Origin of the sequence: Brevibacterium sp. Mu109, assembly GCF_900169375.1 — a bacterium.
Classification (GTDB): Bacteria; Actinomycetota; Actinomycetes; order Actinomycetales; family Brevibacteriaceae; genus Brevibacterium; species Brevibacterium yomogidense_A.
The window spans coordinates 16,256-38,228 of sequence record NZ_FXZF01000022.1 but is presented as its reverse complement, the minus strand read 5'-3'; the positions used below and the strand labels follow the sequence as shown (position 1 = coordinate 38,228).

Sequence of the window (21,973 nt, the reverse complement as noted above, 5' to 3'; positions counted from 1 at the left end):
CGTGTGACGCGTGGTTGCGCCTCGCCGTCAGTGTCCTGTGACCGCCAGTGGATCAGCTGCGACCTCGGACGACGATCCCCACTGCGCCGGGCCCCACGTGCGCGGTGAGCACCGGCGACAGCACGTCCGCGCTGATTCCCCAGCCCTCTGCACGCGCGGCCTCCTCCATCCGGGCGTGCACCTCCCGCGCAGCGTCGTCCGCGTCGTCCAGCGATCCCTCCGAGACGAGGACCGTCACGTCGGCGGACCCCATCGCACGGGCGGCGGCCAGCGCGTCTGTGATCATGCGTGCGTGTGCCTTGCGCACGGTCCGCACCCGCGCGGTGGCGTCGACCAGCCCGTCGCGCAGGCCGAGCACGGGGACGATCGAGAGTGCACGACCCAGCAGGGACGCGGCACGACCGATCCGACCGCCGCGCTCCAGATGCTCCAGCGTCGCGGGGCAGAACACCACGAAGGTCTCGTCACGGAGGTAGTCCTCCGCCGCGGAGCGCAGCGCGGCCGGGCCCCGGCCCTCGGAGACGCCGTCGACGATGACGAGGGCGGCGCCCCCGGCCGCGGCGGACGTCGTGCGGGTGTCGATCACGGTGACGGGCACGTCGAGCTGCGCTCCGGCCGCCTCCGCGGATCCGTGGGTGCCCGACAGCGCCGCCGACAGGGTGAGCACGATGATGTGGTCGGACCCCAGCTCACGCAGGCGGTGGAACGCTTCCATGAACGCGTGGACCGTCGGCATCGAGGTGCTGACGCGGGCACCGCCCACCATCGCCTCGCAGAGTGCGGACGCTGCGAGCTCCCCATCCACGTGCTCGACGTCGTCGACGATCACGGACAGCGGCACGACCGCGAACCTCCCCTCGAGCACGTGTGAGATGCGCGCGCGCTCGTCGGGGGTGAGCAGCACCGTCGAATCGACGATCAGGCCGATTCCCGACGCGCCGTCATCCTCGCCGGGACGCCGGCGCCGTCCGTGCGGTGCTGCGCCCGCCGCGCTCATGGTCGGCCGAGTGCGCGGTACGTCCAGCCTGCGCCGCGCCATGCGGCGGGATCGAGCACGTTGCGGCCGTCGAGCAGACGCGGCTGCGCCACGAGCTCCTTCAGGGCGACGGGGTCGAGTTCCCGGTACTGCGACCACTCGGTGAGCAGGAGGACGAGGTCCGCTCCGGTGAGCGCGGTGGTGAGGTCCTCCTCGTAGGTGAGCTCCGGCTCGCGGCGACGCGCGTTCTCAAGCCCCTGCGGATCCGTGACCGTGACGATCGCACCCTGTGCGTGCAGCGCCGCGGCGACGGCCAGTGCGGGGGAATCGCGCGTGTCGTCGCTGTCGGGTTTGAAAGCGGCACCGAGCACCGTGATGCGGACGCCCTCGATGTCACCGTCGCAGACGCCGAGCGCCAGCTCGACCATCCGCTCACGACGACGGAGGTTGATCGCATCGATCTCCTTGAGGAAGCTCACGGCCTCCCCTGCGCCCAGATCGTCGGCCCGGGCGATGAAGGCGCGGATGTCCTTCGGCAGGCAGCCGCCGCCGAAGCCCAGACCCGCGTTGAGGAACTTGCGGCCGATCCGGTCGTCGATGCCGATCGCGTCCGCCAGCACGGTGACGTCGCCTCCGGCGGATTCGCACAGCTCCGCCATCGCGTTGATGAACGAGATCTTCGTCGCCAGGAACGAATTCGCCGCGGTCTTGACGAGCTCTGCTGTCGGGTAGTCGGCGACGATGCGGGGTGTGCCGCGGTCAAGGACCGTCGCATACACCTCGTCGAGCTGCTGCGTCGCGCGCTCGCCGGGCTCGCCGTCCGGCACTCCGTACACCAGTCGGTCGGGACGCAGCGTGTCCTGCACCGCCTTGCCCTCGCGGAGGAACTCAGGGTTCCACGCGAGTTCCGCGCCGGTCGCGCGCACCTTCCCCGCGAGCTCCGCCGCGGTGCCGACGGGCACCGTCGACTTGCCGACGACCAGATGGCCCGGGCCGATGTGCGGGAGGATCGAATCGACCGCCGCGTGCACGTACGTGAGGTCCGCGTGCAGGCCGTCCGCACGCTGCGGTGTCCCCACGCAGACGAAGTGGACCGTGGCCGGCGCGACTGCGGACGGGTCCGAGGTGAACGACAGCCGGTCGCCGTCCTGGGTCTGCTCCAGCAGCTCCGGCAGTCCGGGCTCGAAGAACGGCGCGCGCGCCGCCGACAGCTCCGCGAGCTTCCGCTCATCGACGTCCACACCGATCACCGTGTGACCGATCGACGCCATGGATGCCGCGTGCACGGCTCCGAGGTATCCCACACCCACCACGGACACAGTCGTCATGGCGCTCCTTCTCATCGTCGTGCTCGCGTACAGGCGACGCGCGGTACGCGCATCAGCTTAGGCGACACCGGCCGCGCAGGTACTCTGAGGGAGTGAAGCGTATCGGTGACTTCCTCGTCAACACCCCGTCCGCCGTCGTCGTGGCCGCCGCGGGGGCGATCCTGCTCGTCTGCGCACTCATCCCGCCGCTCCACGGGATCGCGTGGGTGCTGCTCCTGCTCGCCGTGCTGCTCGTGCTCGGGGCTGTCATCGGGTGGTCGCGCACGTGGACGCATCTCCAGGATCGCATCGACGCGCTCGTGTCCGAGGCCGCGAGCGCTCACGACGACTACATCCCGGTCGAGCTGAGCCAGACACCGCAGGAGGAGCTCGCACGGGCGGACGCGAAGATCGCCGCGGACATCGAGGCGACGTTCCCGGAGGACGACGGGATCGTCCGCAGACTCCGGATCGAGGCGGAGGTCACCGACTTCCCGGAGGAGCTCACGGCGCCCCTGACCGCGTTCCTCGCGGATAACTCGCACACGCGGTTCGACGAGCCCCAGGTCCATCGCGCCTTCATGTCCCTCTATCGCGCAGCTCGTGCGCTCGATCAGTGGATCCGCACGGAGACCGCTCAGTTCGACGGTCAGCGCGTGCTGGTCCCGGGCGACACCCGTGAGGGCGGCTGGCAGTCCTTCGCCGATGCCAAGCGCTCCGGGGAGGAGCACGCGGACGCATTCCTCACGGCGCGGTCGGAGTTCTCCCGCGTCGTCCTCGTGAGCAGCCTCCTCGAGGACTGACCCGGATCATCACCGACGACTGACCGCTCCCGAGGTCCACCACCGGTCGTCGCTCACCACCAGTCGTCGTCGGGTCCCGGAGGGGTGCGGCGCTTGTGCTCGGACACGGAGAACTTCTCTGTGAGAGTCCGCGTGACGGTCGCGGGCACGTCACGGCCCTCCAGGAAATCATCGATCTCCGCGTAGCTCACACCCAGTGAGCTCTCGTCGGTCTCCCCCGGCGACTCATCGAGCAGATCAGCCGTGGGCACCTTCTCCCACAGGCGGTCGGGGCTGCCGAGAGCACGCAGCATCGCGGCCCCCTGCCGCTTCGTCAGCCCGGCGAGGGGGACGAGGTCCGCGGCACCGTCGCCGAACTTCGTGAAGAACCCGGTCAGCGCCTCGGCCGCGTGGTCGGTGCCCGCCACCAGGGACCCTCGCGCGCCCGCGACCGCGTACTGCGCGATCATGCGCATCCGTGCCTTCACGTTGCCGCGGTGGAAGTCCGCAAGAGGACGCCCGGTGGCCTCGTCATGAGTCCTGACCAGGGCGTCGGTCGCGGGCTGCACGTCGAAGTCGACGATCTCGTCCGGCCGGATGAAATCGAGTGCGAGCGACGCGTCGGCGGCGTCCTGCTGTGATCCGTACGGCAGGCGCAGCGCACAGAAGCGTGCCCGCATCCCCTGCTGCCGCAGGTCTTCGGCCGCCAGCTGGCAGAGTCGACCGGCGAGGCTGGAATCCTGGCCGCCGGAGATCCCGACGACGAATCCCCGGGATCCGGTCCGGCGCGCGTACTCGACGAGGAAGCTGATCCGCCGCTCGACCTCCGCATGCGGATCGATGGAGGGGCGCACGCCCAGTGCGGAGCGGATCGCTGCGGGTGTCGGGGTGATCATACGACCAGCATAGCCCGGCCCCGCAGCGGCCCGCTCAGGTGTCGGGTGTCAGGCGTCCGGCACGATGTTGACGAGCTTGGGCGCCTTGACGATCACCTTCCGCACACCGGCCCCGTCGAGTGCCCGCACAGCACCGGGCGACTCGAGCGCCAGGCGCTCCAGGTCGTCCGCGGAGATGTCCGGGGCGACCTCGAGCCGTGCGCGGACCTTGCCCTTCACCTGCACGACCGCTGTGACGGTGTCCGCCACGAGGTGTGCCTCATCCGCCACAGGGAAGTCCTCGTACGTGAGGGTCTCCTCGTGGCCGAGCTGCTCCCAGATCTCCTCCGCGATGTGCGGGGCGAGCGGGGCGAGCATGAGGGTCAGCGGCTCCACCGCCTCACGCGGGGCGGATGCCGACTTGGTGAGGTGGTTCGTGAGCACGATGAGCTTCGACACCGCCGTGTTGTTGCGGAAGTTCTCCAGGTCGTCCCGCACCCCGGCGATCGTCTGGTGCAGGACCCGCAGGGTCTCCGCATCCGCCGGCTCGTCGGTGACGCGCAGGGCGCCGGACTCCTCATCGATCACGAGCCGCCAGACGCGCTGGAGGAAGCGGTGGGCGCCCACGACCGCACGGGTCTCCCAGGCACGCGACACCTCGAGCGGTCCCATCGACATCTCGTAGACGCGGAACGTGTCCGCACCGTACTGCTCGTACATCTCATCGGGAGTCACGACGTTCTTGAGCGACTTGCCCATCTTGCCGTACTCGCGGCTGACCTGCTCCCCGGCGAACCACCAGGTGGAGGTGCCGTCGTCGCCGACCCGCTCCTCGACCTCGTCCGCAGGGACGTACACGCCGCGTGCGTCGGTGAAGGCGTAGGCCTGGATGTACCCCTGGTTGATGAGGCGGTGGAACGGCTCGAACGACGTGGAGTGACCCAGGTCGAAGAGCACCTTGTGCCAGAACCGCGAGTACAGGAGGTGGAGCACGGCATGCTCGACGCCGCCCACGTAGAGGTCTGCACCGCCGGCCGGCTTCGCGCTGTTCGGCCCCAGCCAGTACGTCTCGTTCTCAGGCGCCGCGAACGCCTCGGCGTTGTGCGGGTCGGCGTAGCGGAACTGGTACCAGGAGGAGCCCGCCCAATTCGGCATGGTGTTCGTGTCGCGACGGTAGGTGCGCGGACCGTCGCCCAGGTCCAGGGTCACCTCGACCCACTCGCGGTTCCGGCTCAGCGGAGCCTCCGGATCGCTGTCCACGTCGTCGGCGGCGAACGTGCGCGGCGAGAAGTCCGGCACCTCGGGCAGGTCGACCGGGAGCAGCTCGTCGGGGATCGCGTGCGGCGAGCCGTCCTCGTCGTAGACGATCGGGAAGGGCTCTCCCCAGTAGCGCTGGCGGGAGAACAGCCAGTCGCGCAGGCGGTACTGGGTCGACGCCTCGGCGAGCCCCTTGCCCTCGAGCCACGCGAGCGTGCTCGCCTTCGCCTCCTCGATGGTCGTGCCGTTGAGGTCGATCTCGTCGTTCGCGGAGTTGATCTTCGCGCCGTCGCCCGTGAACACGGTGTCCTCGTCGTGGTCGGCGGGCGGCTGGACCGTGCGGATGTAGGGCAGCCCGAACGCCTTCGCGAAGTCCCAGTCCCGCGCGTCCTCACCGGGCACGCCCATGACAGCGCCCGTGCCGTAGTTCATGAGCACGTAGTCGGCGACGAACACCGGCAGGCTCGCGCCGGTCGCCGGGTTCTCGACGTAGGTGCCGGTGAAGACGCCGGTCTTCGTCCGGTCCTCCTGCCGCTCGACCGGGGTCTTCGCGGCGGCCGCGCGACGGTAGGCGGCGACGGCCTCGCGCGGGGTCGCGGCACCGCCGCGCCAGGACTCCGGGACTGACGCGTCCCACGCGTCGAGCGTCAGCACGTCGACCAGGGGGTGCTCCGGCGACAGGACCAGGTAGGTCGTCCCGAACAGGGTGTCGGCCCGCGTCGTGTAGACCTCGATCTCCACGGAGTCTGCCGGGTACCGCAGCAGCGCTCCGGTGGACCTGCCGATCCAGTTGCGCTGCATCTGCTTGACCGCGTCCGGCCACTCGACGAGGTCCAGATCGTCCGCCAGACGATCCGCGTACGCCGTGATGCGCATGTTCCACTGGCGCAGGCGCCGGGTGAACACGGGGAAGTTCCCCCGTTCGGAGCGGCCCTCCGGGGTGACCTCCTCGTTCGCGAGGACGGTGCCCAGTCCCGGGCACCAGTTCACCGGCGAATCGGAGATGTAGGCCAGGCGGTGCTCCTGGAGGACGTCTTCGCGCTCTGCGGCGGTGAGATCCGACCATCCGCGGTCACGGCCCGTCGCACGGCCGTCCTCGAACTGGCTGATGAGTGTCTCGATCGGACGCGCGGCGCCCGCCCCGTCGGCGGCCTCCGGGTCGTACCAGCTGTTGAAGATCTGCAGGAAGATCCACTGCGTCCAGCGCACGAAGTCGGGATCCGTGGTCGAGAACGTGCGATCGGCGTCGTGCCCCAGACCCAGCCGGGACAGCTGCCGCCGCATGTTCGCGATGTTCTCTTCCGTCGTCACCCGCGGGTGCTGGCCCGTCTGGACGGCGAACTGCTCTGCGGGCAGGCCGAAGGAGTCGTAGCCGAGCGCGTGCATCACGTTGTGGCCGCGCATGCGGTGGTACCGGGCGTAGACGTCGGTGGCGAGGTACCCCAGGGGGTGGCCGACGTGCAGTCCCCTGCCGGACGGGTAGGGGAACATGTCCATCAGGTAGACGTGGTCCCGCTCGCTCCGATCGGCACGCGCTGCCGCGTCCGGGCCCGCGCCCACCGCGAGGTCTCCCACCGGATTGGGAGCGGAGAAGGTCTTCTCCTCCGCCCAGCGGCGCTGCCACTTCCCCTCGATCCGATCCGCAAGAGCGGCGTCGTACCGATGGTCGACGGGGCTCGTCTGATCGGATGAAGCGGTCATCAGCGGGGATCCTTCCGGAGGCAGGCGTAGGGACCATCCCATCCTAGACCTGTCGGGCCGCGCGGAGTCGGGCACGACTGCAGACCGCTCGAGTTTCGTGACGGAGGTTACGTCCCAGTACGATGAGGGTTCCGCACCGCTGCAGAGAGGTACCACCATGGGCTCGATGACAATGCCGCAGACCGAGACGCCGGGCGACGGGATCGACTTCCGGCTCGGCGATTCGATCACCGATGTCCTCCTCGACCGCGTTCAGGCCGATCCAGCCGCTCCGCTGATGCTGCGCGAGACATCGCCGGGCGAGTGGGAGGACGTGAGCGGTGCTCAGTTCGTCGAGGACGTCGCCTCCGTCGCGAAGGGCCTCATCGCGGCCGGCCTGGAGCCGGAGGGCGGCGTCGCACTGTTCGGTGCGACCTCGTACGAGTGGACGGTCTGCGACTACGCCATCTGGTTCGCCGGCGGCGTGACGGTCCCCTTCTACGACTCCTCCTCACGCGATCAGCTCGGCTGGATGATCGAGGATGCCGGTGTGCGGTTCGGCCTCGTCCACACGCGCGAGCACGCGGATCGCGCACGCGCCGGCGCCCAGGACGCGGGGATCACGGCCGGCACGGTGCCCGTCTGGGTGTTCGGGGAGGACGGCCTCGACGAGCTCCGCACGCTCGGCGCGGCCGTCACCGATGACGAGCTCGAATCCCGTCGGTCGGCCGTCACGCCCGACACGACGGCGACCCTCATCTACACCTCCGGCACGACCGGTCGCTCGAAGGGCTGCGTGCTCACGCACGGGAACTTCGTGCAGACGGTCGCAGCCGCCCAGCAGCACGTGCCCGCCGTCTTCTCGCCCGGCTCCGTCTGCCTCCTGTTCCTGCCGCTCGCGCACGTGTTCGCGCGCTTCGTCCAGATGCTCGCCATCAACGTCGGCAGCGTGCTCGCCCACACCTCCGATCTGGGTCGCCTCACGGACACGCTCTCCGAGGTGCGCCCCACCTACATCCTCGGCGTGCCCCGCGTGTTCGAGAAGGTGTTCAACTCCGCACGCGCGAAGGCGGAGGCGGACGGCAAGGGGAAGATCTTCAACGCGGCGCAGAAGGCAGCGGTCGCGTACTCCCGCGCGCTGGACGAGGGCGGTCCGTCGCTGAGCCTCAAGGTCCAGCACGCACTGTTCGACAAGCTGGTCTACGGCAAGCTGCGCACGGTCATGGGCGGTCAGCTCGAGTATGCGGTCTCCGGCGGAGGTCCCCTGGGAGAGCACCTGGGCCACTTCTACCGCGGCATCGGCGTCAACATCATCGAGGGGTACGGACTCACGGAGACCACCGCGCCCATCACGGTGAACATCCCGAGCGATGCCCGCATGGGCACTGTCGGGAAGCCGCTGCCGGGCTGCGCCGTCGCGATCGCACCGGACGGCGAGGTGCTCGCGAAGGGCGTGAGCGTCTTCCAGGGCTACTGGAAGAACGCCGAGGCCACCGCGGACTCCTTCTACGACGAGTGGCTGCGCACGGGCGACATCGGTGAGATCGATGCAGACGGCTTCCTCCGCATCACCGGCCGGAAGAAGGAGCTCATCGTCACCTCGTCGGGCAAGAACGTGGCACCCGCACCGATCGAGGACGACCTGCGTCGCCACCCCATCATCGGGCAGCCGATGGTCGTGGGCGACAACCGGAACTTCATCGCCGCGCTGATCTTCCTCGATGAGGAGATGCTCCCGGGCTGGCTGTCGAACAAGGGGATCCGTGCCGACCTCAGCCTCGAGGACGCAGCGATCCACCCCACGGTCCACGAGGCCGTGTCGAAGGCCGTGGACCGCGTCAACCAGAAGGTGTCCCGCGCGGAGTCGATCCGCGAGTTCAGGATCGTCCCGGCGACGCTGAGCGAGGAGAACGGCTACCTCTCCGCGAAGCAGTCGGTGAAGCGGCACATCGTCCTCAAGGACTTCTCCGAGGTGCTGGACGACATCTACGGCGTCTGACGCATCGGGCCCCGGCACCCGCCGGGGCCCGATCCCGTCGACGATCCGACACAGGGCCAGAAGCACGAGCCGGGCCAGGAGCAGGAGCGCATCATGACTGACGACCATTCGACACGCGGCAACTATGTGAAGCAGGGCGCTGAGTTCAACCGGGACACCCAGTACATCGAGGACCGCATCCTCGATGATCCGCAGGCCGATTGGCCCGTCGAAACGGGTCGCTACCGGCTCGTCGCGGCACGCGCCTGTCCCTGGGCGAACCGCACGATGATCGTCCGCCGCCTGCTGGGGCTCGAGGACGCGATCTCACTCGGCATGCCGGGTCCCACGCACGACGCGCGCTCCTGGACGTTCGATCTGGACCCCGGCGGGGTCGACCCCGTGCTGGGGATCGAGCGGCTCCAGCAGGCGTTCTTCGCGCGCTTCCCCGACTATCCGCGCGGCATCACGGTGCCCGCGGTGGTCGACATCCCCACCGGCGCCGTCGTCACGAACGACTTCCCGCAGATCACCCTCGACTTCTCCTCGCAGTGGACGCGCTTCCACCGCGACGGGGCTCCGGACCTGTACCCGGAGTCGCTGCGCGAGGAGATGGATCCGGTCATGCGCCTGATCTACACGGAGATCAACAACGGCGTGTACCGCTGCGGATTCGCAGGCGGGCAGGATGCGTATGAGAAGGCGTTCGACCGCCTCTTCACCGCACTCGACACGATCGAGGAGCGGCTGACGACCCGCCGCTTCCTCATGGGCGATCGGATCACGGAGGCGGACGTGCGGCTGTTCACGACACTCGCCCGGTTCGACGCCGTCTACTACTCGCACTTCAAGTGCAACCGTCAGCGACTCACGGACTTCCCCGCGCTCTGGGGCTACGCCCGCGATCTGTTCCAGACCCCCGGATTCGGCGACACGATCGACTTCCAGCAGATCAAGGAGCACTACTTCATCGTCCACGAGGACATCAACCCCACCGGGGTCGTCCCCGTCGGGCCCGATCTGTCCGGCTGGCTGGAGGACCACGGTCGGGAGTCACTGGCCGAGGACGCCCCCTTCGGCGAGGGCACTCCCCCCGGTCCGCCGCGCGCTGACGAAGTCGTTCCCCACGCGCACAGCGCGGACGCCTGGGTGAAGTGACCGAGGCTCGGGTGATGTGACCGAGGACCGGCTCGCTCAGGCGTCCGAGGCCGCGGGGCCGGAATCCTGACCGGGCTGACCGGGCCTGCGGGCCCGGTTCCGGCGCACCCGCCGGACGATCCACCACGTGACTGCCGCGACGACCACGACGATGACGATGCGCTGGAACCAGCCGGCGTACTCCTCGATCACGGCGTAGTTCTCGCCGACCCAGAATCCCAGCACCACGAACACGGTGTTCCAGATGAGGGACCCGGCCATGGTCAGCAGCAGGAACCAGCTCTGGCTCATGCGCTCGATGCCGGCAGGGATCGATATGAGGGACCGGAAGATCGGGATCATCCGACCGAAGAACACGGCTTTGCCGCCGTGGCGGACGAACCAGGTCACGGTCCGGTCGACATCGTCCGGATCGACGAGCGGGAGCTTCGCCGCCCAGCGGGAGATCCGCTGGTGGCCGAATGCCCGGCCCACCCAGTAGAGCGCGAGTGCGCCGACCACCGAGCCGATGGTCGCCCAGGCGATCGCGGAGACGAGGCTCATCTCCCCCAGGCTCGCGGTGAACCCCGCCAGCGGCAGGATCAGTTCACTGGGAATGGGCGGGAAGAGGTTCTCGAGGGCGACGAGGAGTCCCACCCCCGGCGCGCCCACGACTTCCATGACGGTCACGACCCATTCCGTGAAGCGATCAGTCAGCGACGGCGACTGGGCTGCTGCCTCCATGGAGAGCGCTGGGATGCGGGTCGGAGCGACGAGAGACACGGGCATGGACCCAAGCATACGGCCCGGACCTGCATGTCCCCTCAGGTGTTCCTGCACGTGAGGCAGACACGCACGTAGTATGAAGCACATGACTGCAAACCCGAACGCAGCCGACCGCATCCTCACCACGTCGAAGCGAGCGGCAGGCCGCGGAACCGCCCAGCAGCTGATGCGGCGACCCGCCGTCGCCCACCTGCGCGACACGCTCACGAGGTACGGGCAGAGGCTGGGCAACCAGTTCGCCGCGGCGATCACGTACTTCCTCGTGCTCGCACTCGTCCCGATCCTCATGTTCGCGTTCTCCGCGCTGGGGTTCTTCCTGGAGATCGTCAGACCGGACCTCATGACGGCTGCGACCGAGCAGATCTCTGCGATGGGCGGCAGCGCCGCAGTGGTCGACATGCTCCAGCAGTTCCTCAGCGGCTGGCGCGGAGTCGGCATCGTGGCGATCATCTCCGCGCTCTACACCGCTCAGGGGTTCATCGGGAACCTCAAGGACGCGGTGCGGTCGCAGCTGTCGGACGACGGTGTCCAGAAGGACGAGGACGGGTTCGTCCCGCGCGTCGTCAACAACACCATCACCCTGCTCGTGATCCTCGTGGGAGCGGGGCTGGCGGTCAGCCTCTCCATCGTCTCGACGAGCCTGCGCAGCGTCATCGTGGCCTGGCTCGAGCTTCCGGGCTGGATGGATCCGGTATTCCAGCTGGTGCCGATCGTCGTGATGGCCGCGACGTTCTGGCTGCTGCTGTTCCTCGTGTTCACGCTGCTGCCCTCCGCGCCGATCCCGGTCGGGACCAAGCGGAAGGGATCCCTCGTCGGCGCCATCGTGCTGGCCATCATCGTCCAGTTCGCCACGATCCTCATCGACATGTTCTCCGGATCGCCGTCCGCAGCGCTGTTCGGGCCGGTCATCGCTATCATGCTCTCGCTCAACATCGTCGCGCGGATCATCCTCATGGTCGCCGCGTGGATGGGCACCGCCGGTGACGACTCGATGTTCCACACCGTCGCGACCGCCCCTGCGCCCGCAGACGATCCCCGCATCGGGCCCGCCGAGGACCGCCCCACGGAGACGATCGGAGCCCTCATCACGGCGTCCGCACTCATCGGTCTCACCCTCATCGGCTTCAACCGCTATCAGTCTCGGACGGATTCGGCGTCCGGCCGTCGTTGAACACGGTCGTGGCTGAACACGGTCGCCGTTGAACACCAGGGGAACACTGCTGGAACACCGTGAGGTGCCGCGTGCGAACGGTTCGAGCGCACCTGCGTACAATGACCCGGACACCACCGTGGAGTGAAAGGTTTCGTCTCTTGACCGACCAGATCCAGGCCGCCGCCCAGCAGTGGGCCGCCAAGCAGAGCGCCGCGGAGGGGCTGACCCCCCTCGTCGGGCGCCTGTACCGTGAGAACGACGTGCTGCTCACGGTGTACGGACGCAGTCTCCTCAACAAGTCCGTCACCGGGATCATCAAGGCCCATCGCTACGCGCGCCACTTCGACGGCGTGGAGCTCGACCTCGCAGAGACCCTCGCGATCGCCCAGCAGCTGAGCGAGATGGAGCTGGGTCCCAGCACGATCGACCTCGGACGACTCGCAACGGCTCAGCGCAGCACCGGCGGCGACCTCGCCGCCCTGCTGGCCGAACAGCTGGCGCCGGCGCTCGGACAGTCCGCAGGCGACGCCGACTCCCCCCGCGACGTGGTCCTCTACGGCTTCGGACGCATCGGCCGACTCCTGGCCCGCATCCTCATCGACCGCGCCGGGGGCACCGGCCTGCGCCTCCGTGCGATCGTGGTGCGGCGGGGCGGCGAGGGCGACATCGTCAAGCGCGCCTCGCTGCTGCGCCGCGATTCGGTCCACGGAACGTTCGACGGCAACATCGTCGTCGACGAGGAGAATGAGACGATCCTGGCGAACGGGACGCTCATCAAGATCATCTACTCGAACGACCCGTCGCAGGTGGACTACACCGCCCACGGCATCGACGATGCGATCATCGTGGACAACACGGGCATCTGGCGCGATGAGGAGGGCCTGAGCAAGCACCTGGCCTGCCCCGGCGCGTCGAAGGTCATCCTCACCGCACCCGGCAAGGGCTCCGTGAAGAACATCGTCTACGGAGTGAATTCCGACGCCATCCTGCCGGAGGACACCGTGGTGTCCGCGGCCTCCTGCACGACCAACGCGATCACTCCGGTCCTCAAGGTGATCGGTGACCAGTTCGGCGTGGAGAACGGCCACGTCGAGACGGTCCATTCGTTCACGAACGACCAGAACCTCATCGACAACTACCACAAGGGCTCCCGCCGCGGCCGCGCTGCGGGGCTCAACATGGTGCTGACGGAGACCGGTGCGGCGAAGGCCGTGTCGAAGGCGCTGCCGGAGTTCGCGGGCAAGCTGTCCGGCAACGCGATCCGCGTGCCCACCCCGAACGTGTCGATGGCGGTGCTCAACCTCAACCTCGAGCGCGAGACGACGGTGGACGAGCTCAACGCGTTCCTGCGGGAGACGTCGCTGCACTCCTCCCTGCGCAACCAGGTCGACTACATTCACTCCCCCGAAGTGGTCTCCACTGACTTCGTCGGATCCAAGCGCGCCGGCATCGTCGACGGCCTCGCCACGATCGTCGATGGGAAGCGCGCCGTCGTCTACGTCTGGTACGACAACGAGTTCGGCTACTCCTGCCAGGTCATCCGGTGCGTCGCACAGATGGCGGGACTCGACCAGCCGTCGCTGCCCGCCGTGTCCGCGTGAGCGACTGAGCAGCTGAACGACTGAGCGACTGAGCGACTGAGCGACTGAAGGGTCAGCACCATGGGTCACATCCTCGCGATCGATGAGGGCACGACCTCCACCCGTGCGGCCGTCCTCGATGAGGGCGGCCGCACGGTCGCGTCTGCGGCGCGCGAATTCGACCAGTCGTTCCCCCGCCCCGGCTGGGTCGAGCACGACGCTCTGGAGATCTGGCGGGTCACCCGCGAGATGATCGGACAGGTGCTCGGCACCACGCAGCTCACCGCGTCGGACATCGACTGCATCGGCATCACCGATCAGCGCGAGACCACTGTCGTCTGGGATCCTGCGACCGGACGTCCGCTGGCGCCCGCGATCGTGTGGCAGGACACCCGCGGCGAAGAGCTCGTCGCCCGCCTCGCAGACCGTGCCGAGGACCGGATCACGGAGATCACCGGTCTGCCTCCGGCCACCTACTTCTCCGCGGTGAAGCTGCTGTGGCTGCTGGAGTCCGATGAGGAGATCCGCCGAGCGGCCGATGAAGGACGCCTGCTGTTCGGCACGATCGATTCGTGGCTCATCTGGAACCTCACCGGGGGCGTCGACGGAGGGCTCCACGTGACCGACGTGACGAATGCGTCGCGCACGATGCTCATGGACCTCGCCACGCTCGACTGGTCGCAGGAGATGCTCGACCTCACCGGTGTGCCGCGGGACCTGCTGCCGGAGATCCGTCCGTCGATCGGCGACTTCGGCACGGTCGCCTCCCGCCACCTCCTGGGAGGCGTCCCCATCACGGGAGTCCTGGGCGATCAGCAGTCAGCCGCGTTCGGGCAGTGCGCCTTCACTCCCGGCGCCACGAAGAACACGTACGGGACCGGCTGCTTCCTGCTCACCAACACCGGCACGACGATCGAGCGCGCCAGCGGCGGCCTCATCTCCACCGTGGCGTTCCAGCAGGAGGGATTCCCCGCGCAGTACGCGCTGGAGGGATCGATCGCCGTCGCCGGCTCCCTCGTCCAGTGGCTGCGCGACAACCTCGGGATCATCCGCGACTCCGCGGAGGTCGAGGCGCTCGCGGACTCCGTGGAGGACTCCGGTGACGTCTACTTCGTGCCCGCGTTCTCCGGTCTCTACGCCCCCCGCTGGCGTTCCGACGCCCGCGGCACGATCGTCGGTCTCACGCGGTACTCGACGAAGGCGCACATCAGCCGTGCAGCGCTCGAATCGACCGTGTTCCAGACGAGCGAGGTCATCGAGACCCTGCGCCGCGACTCCGGCTTCGCCATCGATGAGATCCGTGCCGACGGCGGGATGGCCGTCAACGGCGCCCTCCTGCAGTTCCAGGCGGACATCTCCGCATGCACAGTGGTGCGCGGCGGGATCGAGTCGACTGCGATCGGTGCGGCATTCGCCGCGGGGATCGGTCGCGGCATCTACTCCGGCACCGAGGACGTGGAATCGCTCTGGGAGGAGACCGGACGCTGGACGCCGTCGATGCCCGAACCGGACCGCACACATCGCCGAGGCCGCTGGGAGGCCGCGGTCGAACGATCGCTGGGCTGGGTGTAGTCCACCGACCCCGGCGCAGGCCTGCGCCGCGAGAGCGAAGCGCAGGCCCCCGATCGGACGTCCTCAGGTCTCGCTGGGCACGTAGCCGGCACGGAGGTCCACCGTCTGCGGGAACGGCTCCCCCGCCACCCAGCGGTCCCAGTGGGTGAGGAACTGCTGCGCGAGTCGGTCCGTCCACCCCTCCGTGTCACCGGAGAGATGCGCCGTGATGAGTGTGTTCGGGGCATCCCACAGCGGGTGACCGGGCGGGAGCGGCTCCGGGTCGACGACGTCGAGGCCCGCTCCGGCGATCGTGCCATCGCTGAGAGCGGCGAGCAGGTCGTCGGTCTTCGTCGACGCGCCGCGTCCGATGCTCACGAAGCGTGCGGTGGAGGGCAGCTGTGCGAAGACGGAGGCGTCGAACATCCCGCGGGTCGCATCGGTGAGCGGTGCTGCGTTGATGAGCCAGTCGACGCTCGACAGGTGCTCGCCCAGATGGGCGGAATCGATGATGCGCGAGAAGTCGGCGTCCCCTGCGCGTGCATGAGTCGCGGCTCCTACGACGTCCACGCCGAACGCGCGCAGCAGCCGCGCCGTCCGCCTGCCGATGCCGCCGGTCCCCACGACGAGCGCGCGGGTGCCCGCAACCGTCTCCGTCTCACGGCGATGCCACACGTGGTCCCGCTGGAGCTCGAGGCTCTCCACCGACCTCTTCGCGAACATGAGCACGACGCCCAGGACGTACTCCGCGATCGCCTGGTCGAAGACGCCGTGCGCATTCGTGACCGTGACATCGGAGTCGACCAGACGGCGGAAGCGCAGCGAGTCGACCCCGGCACTCGCCGCGTGGACCCACGACAGGCGGTCGGCGGTGGGGAACGCGTCCTCGAGCGCCGTCGAGAAGAAGTCCCACATGAGGAGTGCGTCCGAGCCCGGCAGAGCGGCCGCGAGCGTGTCCGCTTCCACCCAGCGGACCTCGGCGTCGTCGCCCAGCCGGTCGAAGACCGCGGGCCGAGGCTTGTCAGGGCTGGTGAGGATGGTGAGGATCGTCATATCCCCATCCTCTCACCCGTGCTCGGCCGCGGCTGGGCCTCCCTCACCGTCCGGCGGGCTCGCCGTTCTCCTCGAGGCTCGTCGTGTCCACCGGCTCGTTCGTCGTCGCGAGGGGCTTCGGCTCGATGAAGCATGCGATGACGCCGCCGATCAGGGTGAGCGGCGCCAACCACAGGAACAGCGGGACGAGCGCGTCGTTGTACGCGTTGACGACGAGGTCGTACATCGGGCCCGGCAGATGCGCCACGAGGTCCGGGGTGAGGCTGTTCGCCGAGCCGATGTCCCCCGCACCGCCGGGGACCGCGCTGAGGCCCGACTCCAGGTTCGTCATGAGCCGCGAGGTGAAGAGGGTCCCGACGAGCGACATGCCGAGTGTGCCGCCCACCTGCCGGAAGTAGTTGTTCGACGCGGTCGCGGTGCCGACCATGCGGACGGGGAAGGAGTTCTGCACGATGAGGACCAGCTGCTGGAGCGCCAGGCCCAGACCTGTCCCGAACACCGCGAGGAAGAGCATGAGCGCCCAGACAGGAGTATCGGGCTGCAGCGTCGCCAGCAGGATCATGCCCACGGTCGCCGTGAACAGACCCGCGATCGGGTATGCCTTGTAACGACCGGTCCGTGCGATGAGGAAGCCCACGCTCGTGCCGACGACGAGCATCGTGGCCATGAGCGGGATCATCGAGAGCCCCGCATTGGCGGGAGTCAGCTCGTGGGTCATCTGCAGATAGGTGGGCATGTAGGAGATGACTCCGAACATGCCGACCGACATGCTGATGCCGGCGAGCGAGGCGAGAGTGAAGTTGCGGTCCTTGAAGAGCCACATCGGGATGATCGGCGCACTCACGCGCAGCTCGACGAAGACGAACGCCACGGCTGCGAGCACACCCGCAGCGATGAGGCCGATGACCTCCGGGGACGCCCAGGCGAACTGCGTGCCGCCCCACGCGGAGACGAGGACGACGGAACTGGTGAACACGGCGATGAGCGCGAGTCCGATCACGTCCACGGAGCGCTCACCCGTGCGCGTGCTCGAATCCTCGCGGAAGAAGACAGCAGTCGAGATGATCGCGAGCACGCCCAGGGGCAGCGACAGCAGGAAGGCCCAGCGCCATCCGGGACCCTCGGTGAGCCATCCGCCGATCAGCGGTCCGGCGACGGACGAGACCGCGAACACGGATCCCATGATGCCCATGTACTTGCCGCGCTGGCGGGCGGGCACGACGCTCGCGATGATCGCCTGCGACAGGATCATCATTCCGCCGCCGCCCACGCCCTGCACGATCCGGCCCGCGATGAGCCAGTCCATCGTGGGCGCGAGGAAGCCGATGAAGGAACCGCCGATGAAGATCGAGATGGCGGCGATGAAGAAGGACTTGCGTCCGAACTGGTCACCCAGGCGGCCGTATGCGGGCATGAGGATCGTCGACGCCAGCATGAAGCCGGTCTGGATCCACAGCATCCGGTCGACGCCATTCAGCTCGCCCACGATGGTGGGCAGGGCGGTCGCCAGCACGGTCTGGTTGAGAGAGAACATGAACATCGCGAGCATGAGGCCGACGAACAGGACGACGATCTGCCCGGTTGCAGGGGCACTGGCCGCCTGGCCGTCTGCCGGTGCGGGTGCGGGTGCGTCTGATCGTGATCCCATGGCGGACTCCTGCGAGCCGTCGAGTGCGGGGGCGCGTCTCAAATTCTTATGCCTTCCAGGACTGTGCGGAACAGGGCGAGTGAGGTGTCGAACCGCTCATGCAGGTTCGTCGGGGTGGATTCGGCGGCGGCCTCGTCAGCGGCGGCCTCGTCAGCAGAGGCCTCGTCGGCGGATTCGCCGGGCGGGGGCTTGGGGCGCACGAAGGAGTGACGCAGCGGAGCGAGGGCGATGAGGACGATCATCCGCACGGCGTCCCGGGTGGTCGTGCCATCCGGCAGAGCGAGCGTCGCGACCTCGTCGGCGAGCCTGGGCGTGAGCGCATCGATGAGCATCGTGGCGAGTGCGCCGCCCGCATCCGCATTGCGCTGCACCAGTGCGGGCTCACGCATGAAGAGGGCCCTGCGTATCTGCTCGGTCTCCTCATCGCCCAGGGAGCGGGAGAGGATGTCGCGCACCACGTCGGCCGTCGTCGCGAGGACGCCGGAGGAGAAGTCCGCCGACGCGAGCGCGTCATGGACCAGCCGCTCATCGGGGCCGCTCGTCGCAGTCCCGATGATCGCATCCTCCTTGCTCGCGAAGTAGTTGAAGAACGTCCGCTGGGAGATCCCCGCTTCGTCCGCGATCTGGGCGACGGTCGCGGCGTCGAGCCCGCGCTCGTAGGACAGGCGCACGGCGGCGCGATGGATCGATTCACGCGTCAGGCGGGCCTTGCGGTCACGCAGGGACTCGCCGTCTCCGGAATCGCAGTTCGTTGTACTCACAGAGAACGATTGTGCACTGAATGCATCCTTGCATCAAGTGCAAACGTGCAGTCTGTGCAGGATATGCGTCACACTCACATCAGCTGTCGGATGCGGGCCCTCTGCTGCTCGAGGATCTGCAGCTGGTTGAGCAGTGCGGAACTCGTTTCGAGGTCCGTGGGGTCGGTCCGCTGCAGGCGCGAGTGCAGCTCGGAGGCGATGCGGGCCATGTCGGAATCGAAGAGGCGTGCGATGATGCCGCGCGAATAGCGCTCCACGCCGGCGGCGTCCTCGGCGGGCAGCGGCTCCACCGCCAGTGCGCCCACCAGCGAGCGCACCCGGTCGTCTCCTCGCCCCGCTGCGGTCTCCATCACCCGCTCCGGCCATCCCGCCGGATCCGTCAGGCCCGCGCGGATTCCGCCCGACTGCTGCATGTAGGCGTGGACGGTCCGCAGATCGGGGTGGGTGAACACCTCGCCGTTGAGTCCGTCGAAGAGCGTCGCGTTCACGAACTGCGGCTGCTGCAGAGCAACCTGCAGCGCGCCCCGCTCGATCCGCACCGCCACCGGATCGAAGTCCGGGACCGTCGTCGCCGTGCCGCCCAGCTGCTCTGCGTACTCCTCGATCCGTCCCGCGGTGCGCGGCTCATAGGGACTGGCCGACTGCGCGCCGTCCGCCGCCGGGAGCGGAGCAGGGCTCTGCCAACCGCCCCGGCCGGGATGTGCAGCACCGGCCTGCTGAGCACTCGACTGCCGGCCGCCGGATGGCTGGGGCGCCCTGCCGGGCTGCTGTGGACTCCGACCCGATGCCTGAGAGCCCGAGCGCCGCTCACCTGCGCGGCCCCGGCCGGCGGACGCGGGCTTCGCACGGCGGACAGCCTCGGCGACCTCATCCATCCCGACGCCCAGTCGGCCCGCCACGAGTCGTTCGTAGCCGGGCCGCATCGCAGCGTCGCGGATGGAGGCGACGACGGGCGCAGCCGCGCGCATCGCCCCGACACGGCCCTCGACCGTCGACAGATCGAAGCGGGAGATCGCCTGCGTGATCGCGAACTCGAAGAGCGGCCGGCGGCCGTCGACGAGGTCGCGGACGGCGGCATCGCCCTCCTCCGCCCGCAGATCGGACGGGTCCCGGCCACCGGCCTCGACCGCGACGAACGTCTGTGCGACGAACCGCTGCTCCAGCTCGAAGGCCTTGAGCGCAGCACGCTGTCCGGCCTCGTCGCCGTCGAACGTGAAGACGACCTCGCCTGTTCCGGAGGCCTCATCGCCCAGCAGCCGACTGACGACCTTCGCATGCTCCTCGCCGAAGGCCGTGCCGCACGTCGCGACCGCCTGTCCGACACCGGCCAGGTGCGCCGCCATCACGTCGGTGTACCCCTCGACGACCACGACCCTCTTCGTCCGCGCGATCTCCCGCTTCGCGAGGTCGAGTCCGTAGAGGACCTGCGCCTTCTTGTAGAGCGGGGTCTCCGGGGTGTTCAGGTACTTGGGGCCCTGATCGTCCTCGTAGAGCTTGCGGGCGCCGAACCCGATCGTCCGTCCGGTGACGTCCCGGATGGGCCACATGATCCGTCCGCGGAAGCGGTCGTAGATCCCGCGGCGCCCTTCGGACACGAGGCCGGAGGCGGTGATCTCCTCCGTCGTGAAGCCCCGTCCGCGCACGAATCGCAGGAGGTTGTCCCAGCCGCGCGGTGCGTAGCCGACGCCGAACTGGTCGAGTGCCTCCGCGTCGAAGCCGCGCGCGGAGAGGTACTCGCGAGCGGTCTGGGCCTCCGACTCCCCCAGCTGGCGGCGGAAGTACTCCTCTGCGACCTGGTGCATCTCGATGAGCCGCTGGCGACGCCCGACCTCTTCGCGGGGCGGGCCCTCGCCCTCCTCGTACCGCAGCTGCACGCCGACGCGCTCGGCCTGTCGTTCCACCGCCTCCGCGAAGGTCACTCCATCGAGCTTCTGGAGGAAGGTGAAGACGTCTCCGGACTCACCGCAGCCGAAGCAGTGGTACATGCCGACCTGCGGCCGGACGTGGAACGACGGAGTGCGCTCGTCATGGAACGGGCAGAGCCCCTTGAGCGAGCCCACCCCGGCGGTGCGCAGCGACACGAACTCGCCCACGACATCGTCCAGCCGGGTGCGCGATCGGACCTCGTCGATGTCCTCCCGCTTGATGAGTCCGGCCATCAGAGCAGATCCGCCCTGCCGGCCCGCAGCCGGTGGAAGTGCGTCCACGCCGAGTGGTCGGTCAGCGATGCCAGCTGATCGACGACGGCGCGCAGGCGCTGCGCGTCCGTGTCCGCATCGCGGTGGTCCGCCGTGTAGAGGGGGTCCATGGCCTCCGGGTGTTCCCCGAAGTACTCTGCGACCGTGCGGAGCACGTCGGCCTGGATCTCCTGGAGCCGCAGACGGTCCTCGGCGACCATGACCGTGACCGTCGCGAGCCCCTTCAGGACTGCGATCTCCTGCACGGATGCGTCGGGGACGACGAGGCTCGCCGCGTACCGCCCCAGCGGGCCCCATCCGAACTCCTCGCGGGTCGCGGCTTCCGCCGCAGCGGCGAAGCGGCCGATGAGCTGACTGGTCATGTGCTTCAGCGACGCCTGATCGCGGCGGCTCCCGGTGTACTCGTCCCGGGGCCAGTACGCGGCCGCGCGCAGGCGGTCGAACGCTCTGACGATGTCCTCGTCACGGGCATCCGGCAGGTACCAGGCGCTGGTGATGTCGATGAGCTTCGTCATCGCGTCGTCGCCGGTGAACTCCTCGAGACGGAGGTGGCCGGCGACGATCGCGTCCTCGACGTCGTGGACGGAGTAGGAGATGTCGTCGGCGAGGTCCATGATCTGGGCCTCGAGGCACTGCTGCGCGTTCGGACGGCCGTCGCGGTAGAAGTCGAAGACCGTGCGGTCGTCTGAGTAGACGCCGAACTTCCGCACGCGTGCGCCTTCCCGTCCGGCGGGTGCGTCCGTGCGCGGCCAGGGATACTTCGTGCACGCGTCGAGGGTCGCGCGGGTCAGGTTGAGCCCGGCCGGACCGCCGTCGTCCGCGACCACCTTGGGCTCCAGGCGCGTGAGCACGCGCAGCGTCTGCGCGTTGCCCTCGAAGCCGCCGATGTCCGTCGCGAGCGCGTCGAGCACCGTCTCCCCGTTGTGGCCGAAGGGAGGGTGGCCGAGGTCGTGGCTGAGGCACGCGGTGTCGACGATCTCCGGATCGCAGCCCAGATAGCGGGCCAGTTCGCGGCCCACCTGCGCCACCTCGAGGGAGTGGGTCAGCCGCGTGCGGACGAAGTCGTCGCTGCCCGGGGACACCACCTGCGTCTTCGCCCCCAGCCGCCTGAGTCCCGACGAATGGAGCACGCGGGCACGGTCCCGCTGGAACTCCGTGCGCCGGGGATTCTTGGGAGGCTCATCGACCCAACGCTCGCGGTCGCTCGCGCCGTAGTCGAAGACGGGCGTCGAGAGGTATCCGGTCACCACG

General features: G+C 68.9%; 16 protein-coding genes. 6 read left to right on the top strand and 10 right to left on the bottom strand.

The genetic code is table 11. The features are described from left to right. Positions 1–52: 52 nt before the first annotated feature. Both BSP109_RS12915 and BSP109_RS12910 read right to left on the bottom strand, forming a co-directional pair. Positions 53–997: a DegV family protein gene (locus tag BSP109_RS12915; protein ID WP_180959733.1), complete on the bottom strand. Its 945-nt coding sequence runs from the start codon at positions 995–997 to the stop codon at positions 53–55. Further along, complete coding sequence (locus BSP109_RS12910; protein WP_101601160.1) at positions 994–2,304, bottom strand: UDP-glucose/GDP-mannose dehydrogenase family protein; 1,311 nt, start codon at positions 2,302–2,304, stop codon at positions 994–996. The genes BSP109_RS12915 and BSP109_RS12910 overlap by 4 nt, the downstream gene beginning before the upstream one ends. Positions 2,305–2,396: 92 nt before the next feature. Here BSP109_RS12910 and BSP109_RS12905 point away from each other — a divergent pair, with 92 nt between their 5' ends. Continuing rightward, positions 2,397–3,086 carry a hypothetical protein gene (locus tag BSP109_RS12905; RefSeq protein WP_087007162.1) on the top strand — a complete coding sequence of 230 codons (690 nt, stop codon included), beginning with the start codon at positions 2,397–2,399 and terminating at the stop codon, positions 3,084–3,086. Between the two features lie 53 nt (positions 3,087–3,139). Here BSP109_RS12905 and nadE read toward each other — a convergent pair whose 3' ends face one another. Both nadE and leuS read right to left on the bottom strand, forming a co-directional pair. Beyond that, positions 3,140–3,958: an ammonia-dependent NAD(+) synthetase gene (gene nadE, locus BSP109_RS12900; protein WP_374700168.1), complete on the bottom strand. Its 819-nt coding sequence runs from the start codon at positions 3,956–3,958 to the stop codon at positions 3,140–3,142. Between the two features lie 51 nt (positions 3,959–4,009). Next, positions 4,010–6,898 carry a leucine--tRNA ligase gene (leuS, locus tag BSP109_RS12895; RefSeq protein WP_087007158.1) on the bottom strand — a complete coding sequence of 963 codons (2,889 nt, stop codon included), beginning with the start codon at positions 6,896–6,898 and terminating at the stop codon, positions 4,010–4,012. 166 nt (positions 6,899–7,064) lie between these two features. On the opposite strand from leuS, the gene BSP109_RS12890 reads away from it, so the two are divergent. Then, entirely contained in the window at positions 7,065–8,876 is a 1,812-nt protein-coding gene (locus tag BSP109_RS12890; protein ID WP_308297915.1) for an AMP-dependent synthetase/ligase, read from the top strand. 93 nt (positions 8,877–8,969) lie between these two features. Beyond that, positions 8,970–10,013: a glutathione S-transferase family protein gene (locus BSP109_RS12885; RefSeq protein ID WP_087007153.1), complete on the top strand. Its 1,044-nt coding sequence runs from the start codon at positions 8,970–8,972 to the stop codon at positions 10,011–10,013. Between the two features lie 36 nt (positions 10,014–10,049). Here the strand turns inward: BSP109_RS12885 and BSP109_RS12880 are convergent, their stop codons facing one another. Then, positions 10,050–10,781 (bottom strand): DedA family protein, encoded by a 732-nt coding sequence (locus BSP109_RS12880; protein WP_218777929.1) that lies wholly within the window; start codon positions 10,779–10,781, stop codon positions 10,050–10,052. Between the two features lie 82 nt (positions 10,782–10,863). On the opposite strand from BSP109_RS12880, the gene BSP109_RS12875 reads away from it, so the two are divergent. The 3 genes from BSP109_RS12875 (at position 10,864) to glpK (ending at position 15,083) form a co-directional block, all read left to right on the top strand. After that, entirely contained in the window at positions 10,864–11,949 is a 1,086-nt protein-coding gene (locus BSP109_RS12875; protein WP_101601155.1) for a YhjD/YihY/BrkB family envelope integrity protein, read from the top strand. Positions 11,950–12,089: 140 nt separating this feature from the next. Continuing rightward, complete coding sequence (locus BSP109_RS12870; protein ID WP_256970304.1) at positions 12,090–13,532, top strand: glyceraldehyde-3-phosphate dehydrogenase; 1,443 nt, start codon at positions 12,090–12,092, stop codon at positions 13,530–13,532. 60 nt (positions 13,533–13,592) lie between these two features. Further along, a complete protein-coding gene (glpK, locus tag BSP109_RS12865; RefSeq protein WP_101601154.1) occupies positions 13,593–15,083 on the top strand; it encodes a glycerol kinase GlpK in 1,491 nt (496 codons plus the stop codon). A gap of 63 nt (positions 15,084–15,146) precedes the next feature. Here the strand turns inward: glpK and BSP109_RS12860 are convergent, their stop codons facing one another. The 5 genes from BSP109_RS12860 to BSP109_RS12840 all read right to left on the bottom strand — a co-directional run bounded on the left by BSP109_RS12860 (position 15,147) and on the right by BSP109_RS12840 (position 21,969). Beyond that, positions 15,147–16,115, bottom strand: a complete 969-nt coding sequence (locus BSP109_RS12860; protein ID WP_087007142.1) for a D-2-hydroxyacid dehydrogenase — start codon at positions 16,113–16,115, stop codon at positions 15,147–15,149. Positions 16,116–16,158: 43 nt separating this feature from the next. Continuing rightward, the gene (locus BSP109_RS12855; protein ID WP_101601152.1) at positions 16,159–17,763 is read right to left on the bottom strand and encodes an MDR family MFS transporter; all 1,605 of its coding nucleotides are present in this window, start codon (positions 17,761–17,763) and stop codon (positions 16,159–16,161) included. 38 nt (positions 17,764–17,801) lie between these two features. Then, positions 17,802–18,524, bottom strand: a complete 723-nt coding sequence (locus BSP109_RS17520; RefSeq protein WP_219618549.1) for a TetR/AcrR family transcriptional regulator — start codon at positions 18,522–18,524, stop codon at positions 17,802–17,804. A gap of 74 nt (positions 18,525–18,598) precedes the next feature. Further along, positions 18,599–20,683, bottom strand: a complete 2,085-nt coding sequence (gene dnaG / locus BSP109_RS12845; protein WP_101601150.1) for a DNA primase — start codon at positions 20,681–20,683, stop codon at positions 18,599–18,601. Continuing rightward, positions 20,683–21,969: a deoxyguanosinetriphosphate triphosphohydrolase gene (locus BSP109_RS12840; RefSeq protein ID WP_257944691.1), complete on the bottom strand. Its 1,287-nt coding sequence runs from the start codon at positions 21,967–21,969 to the stop codon at positions 20,683–20,685. Before BSP109_RS12840 ends, dnaG begins: the two co-directional genes overlap by 1 nt. Positions 21,970–21,973 lie beyond the last annotated feature (4 nt).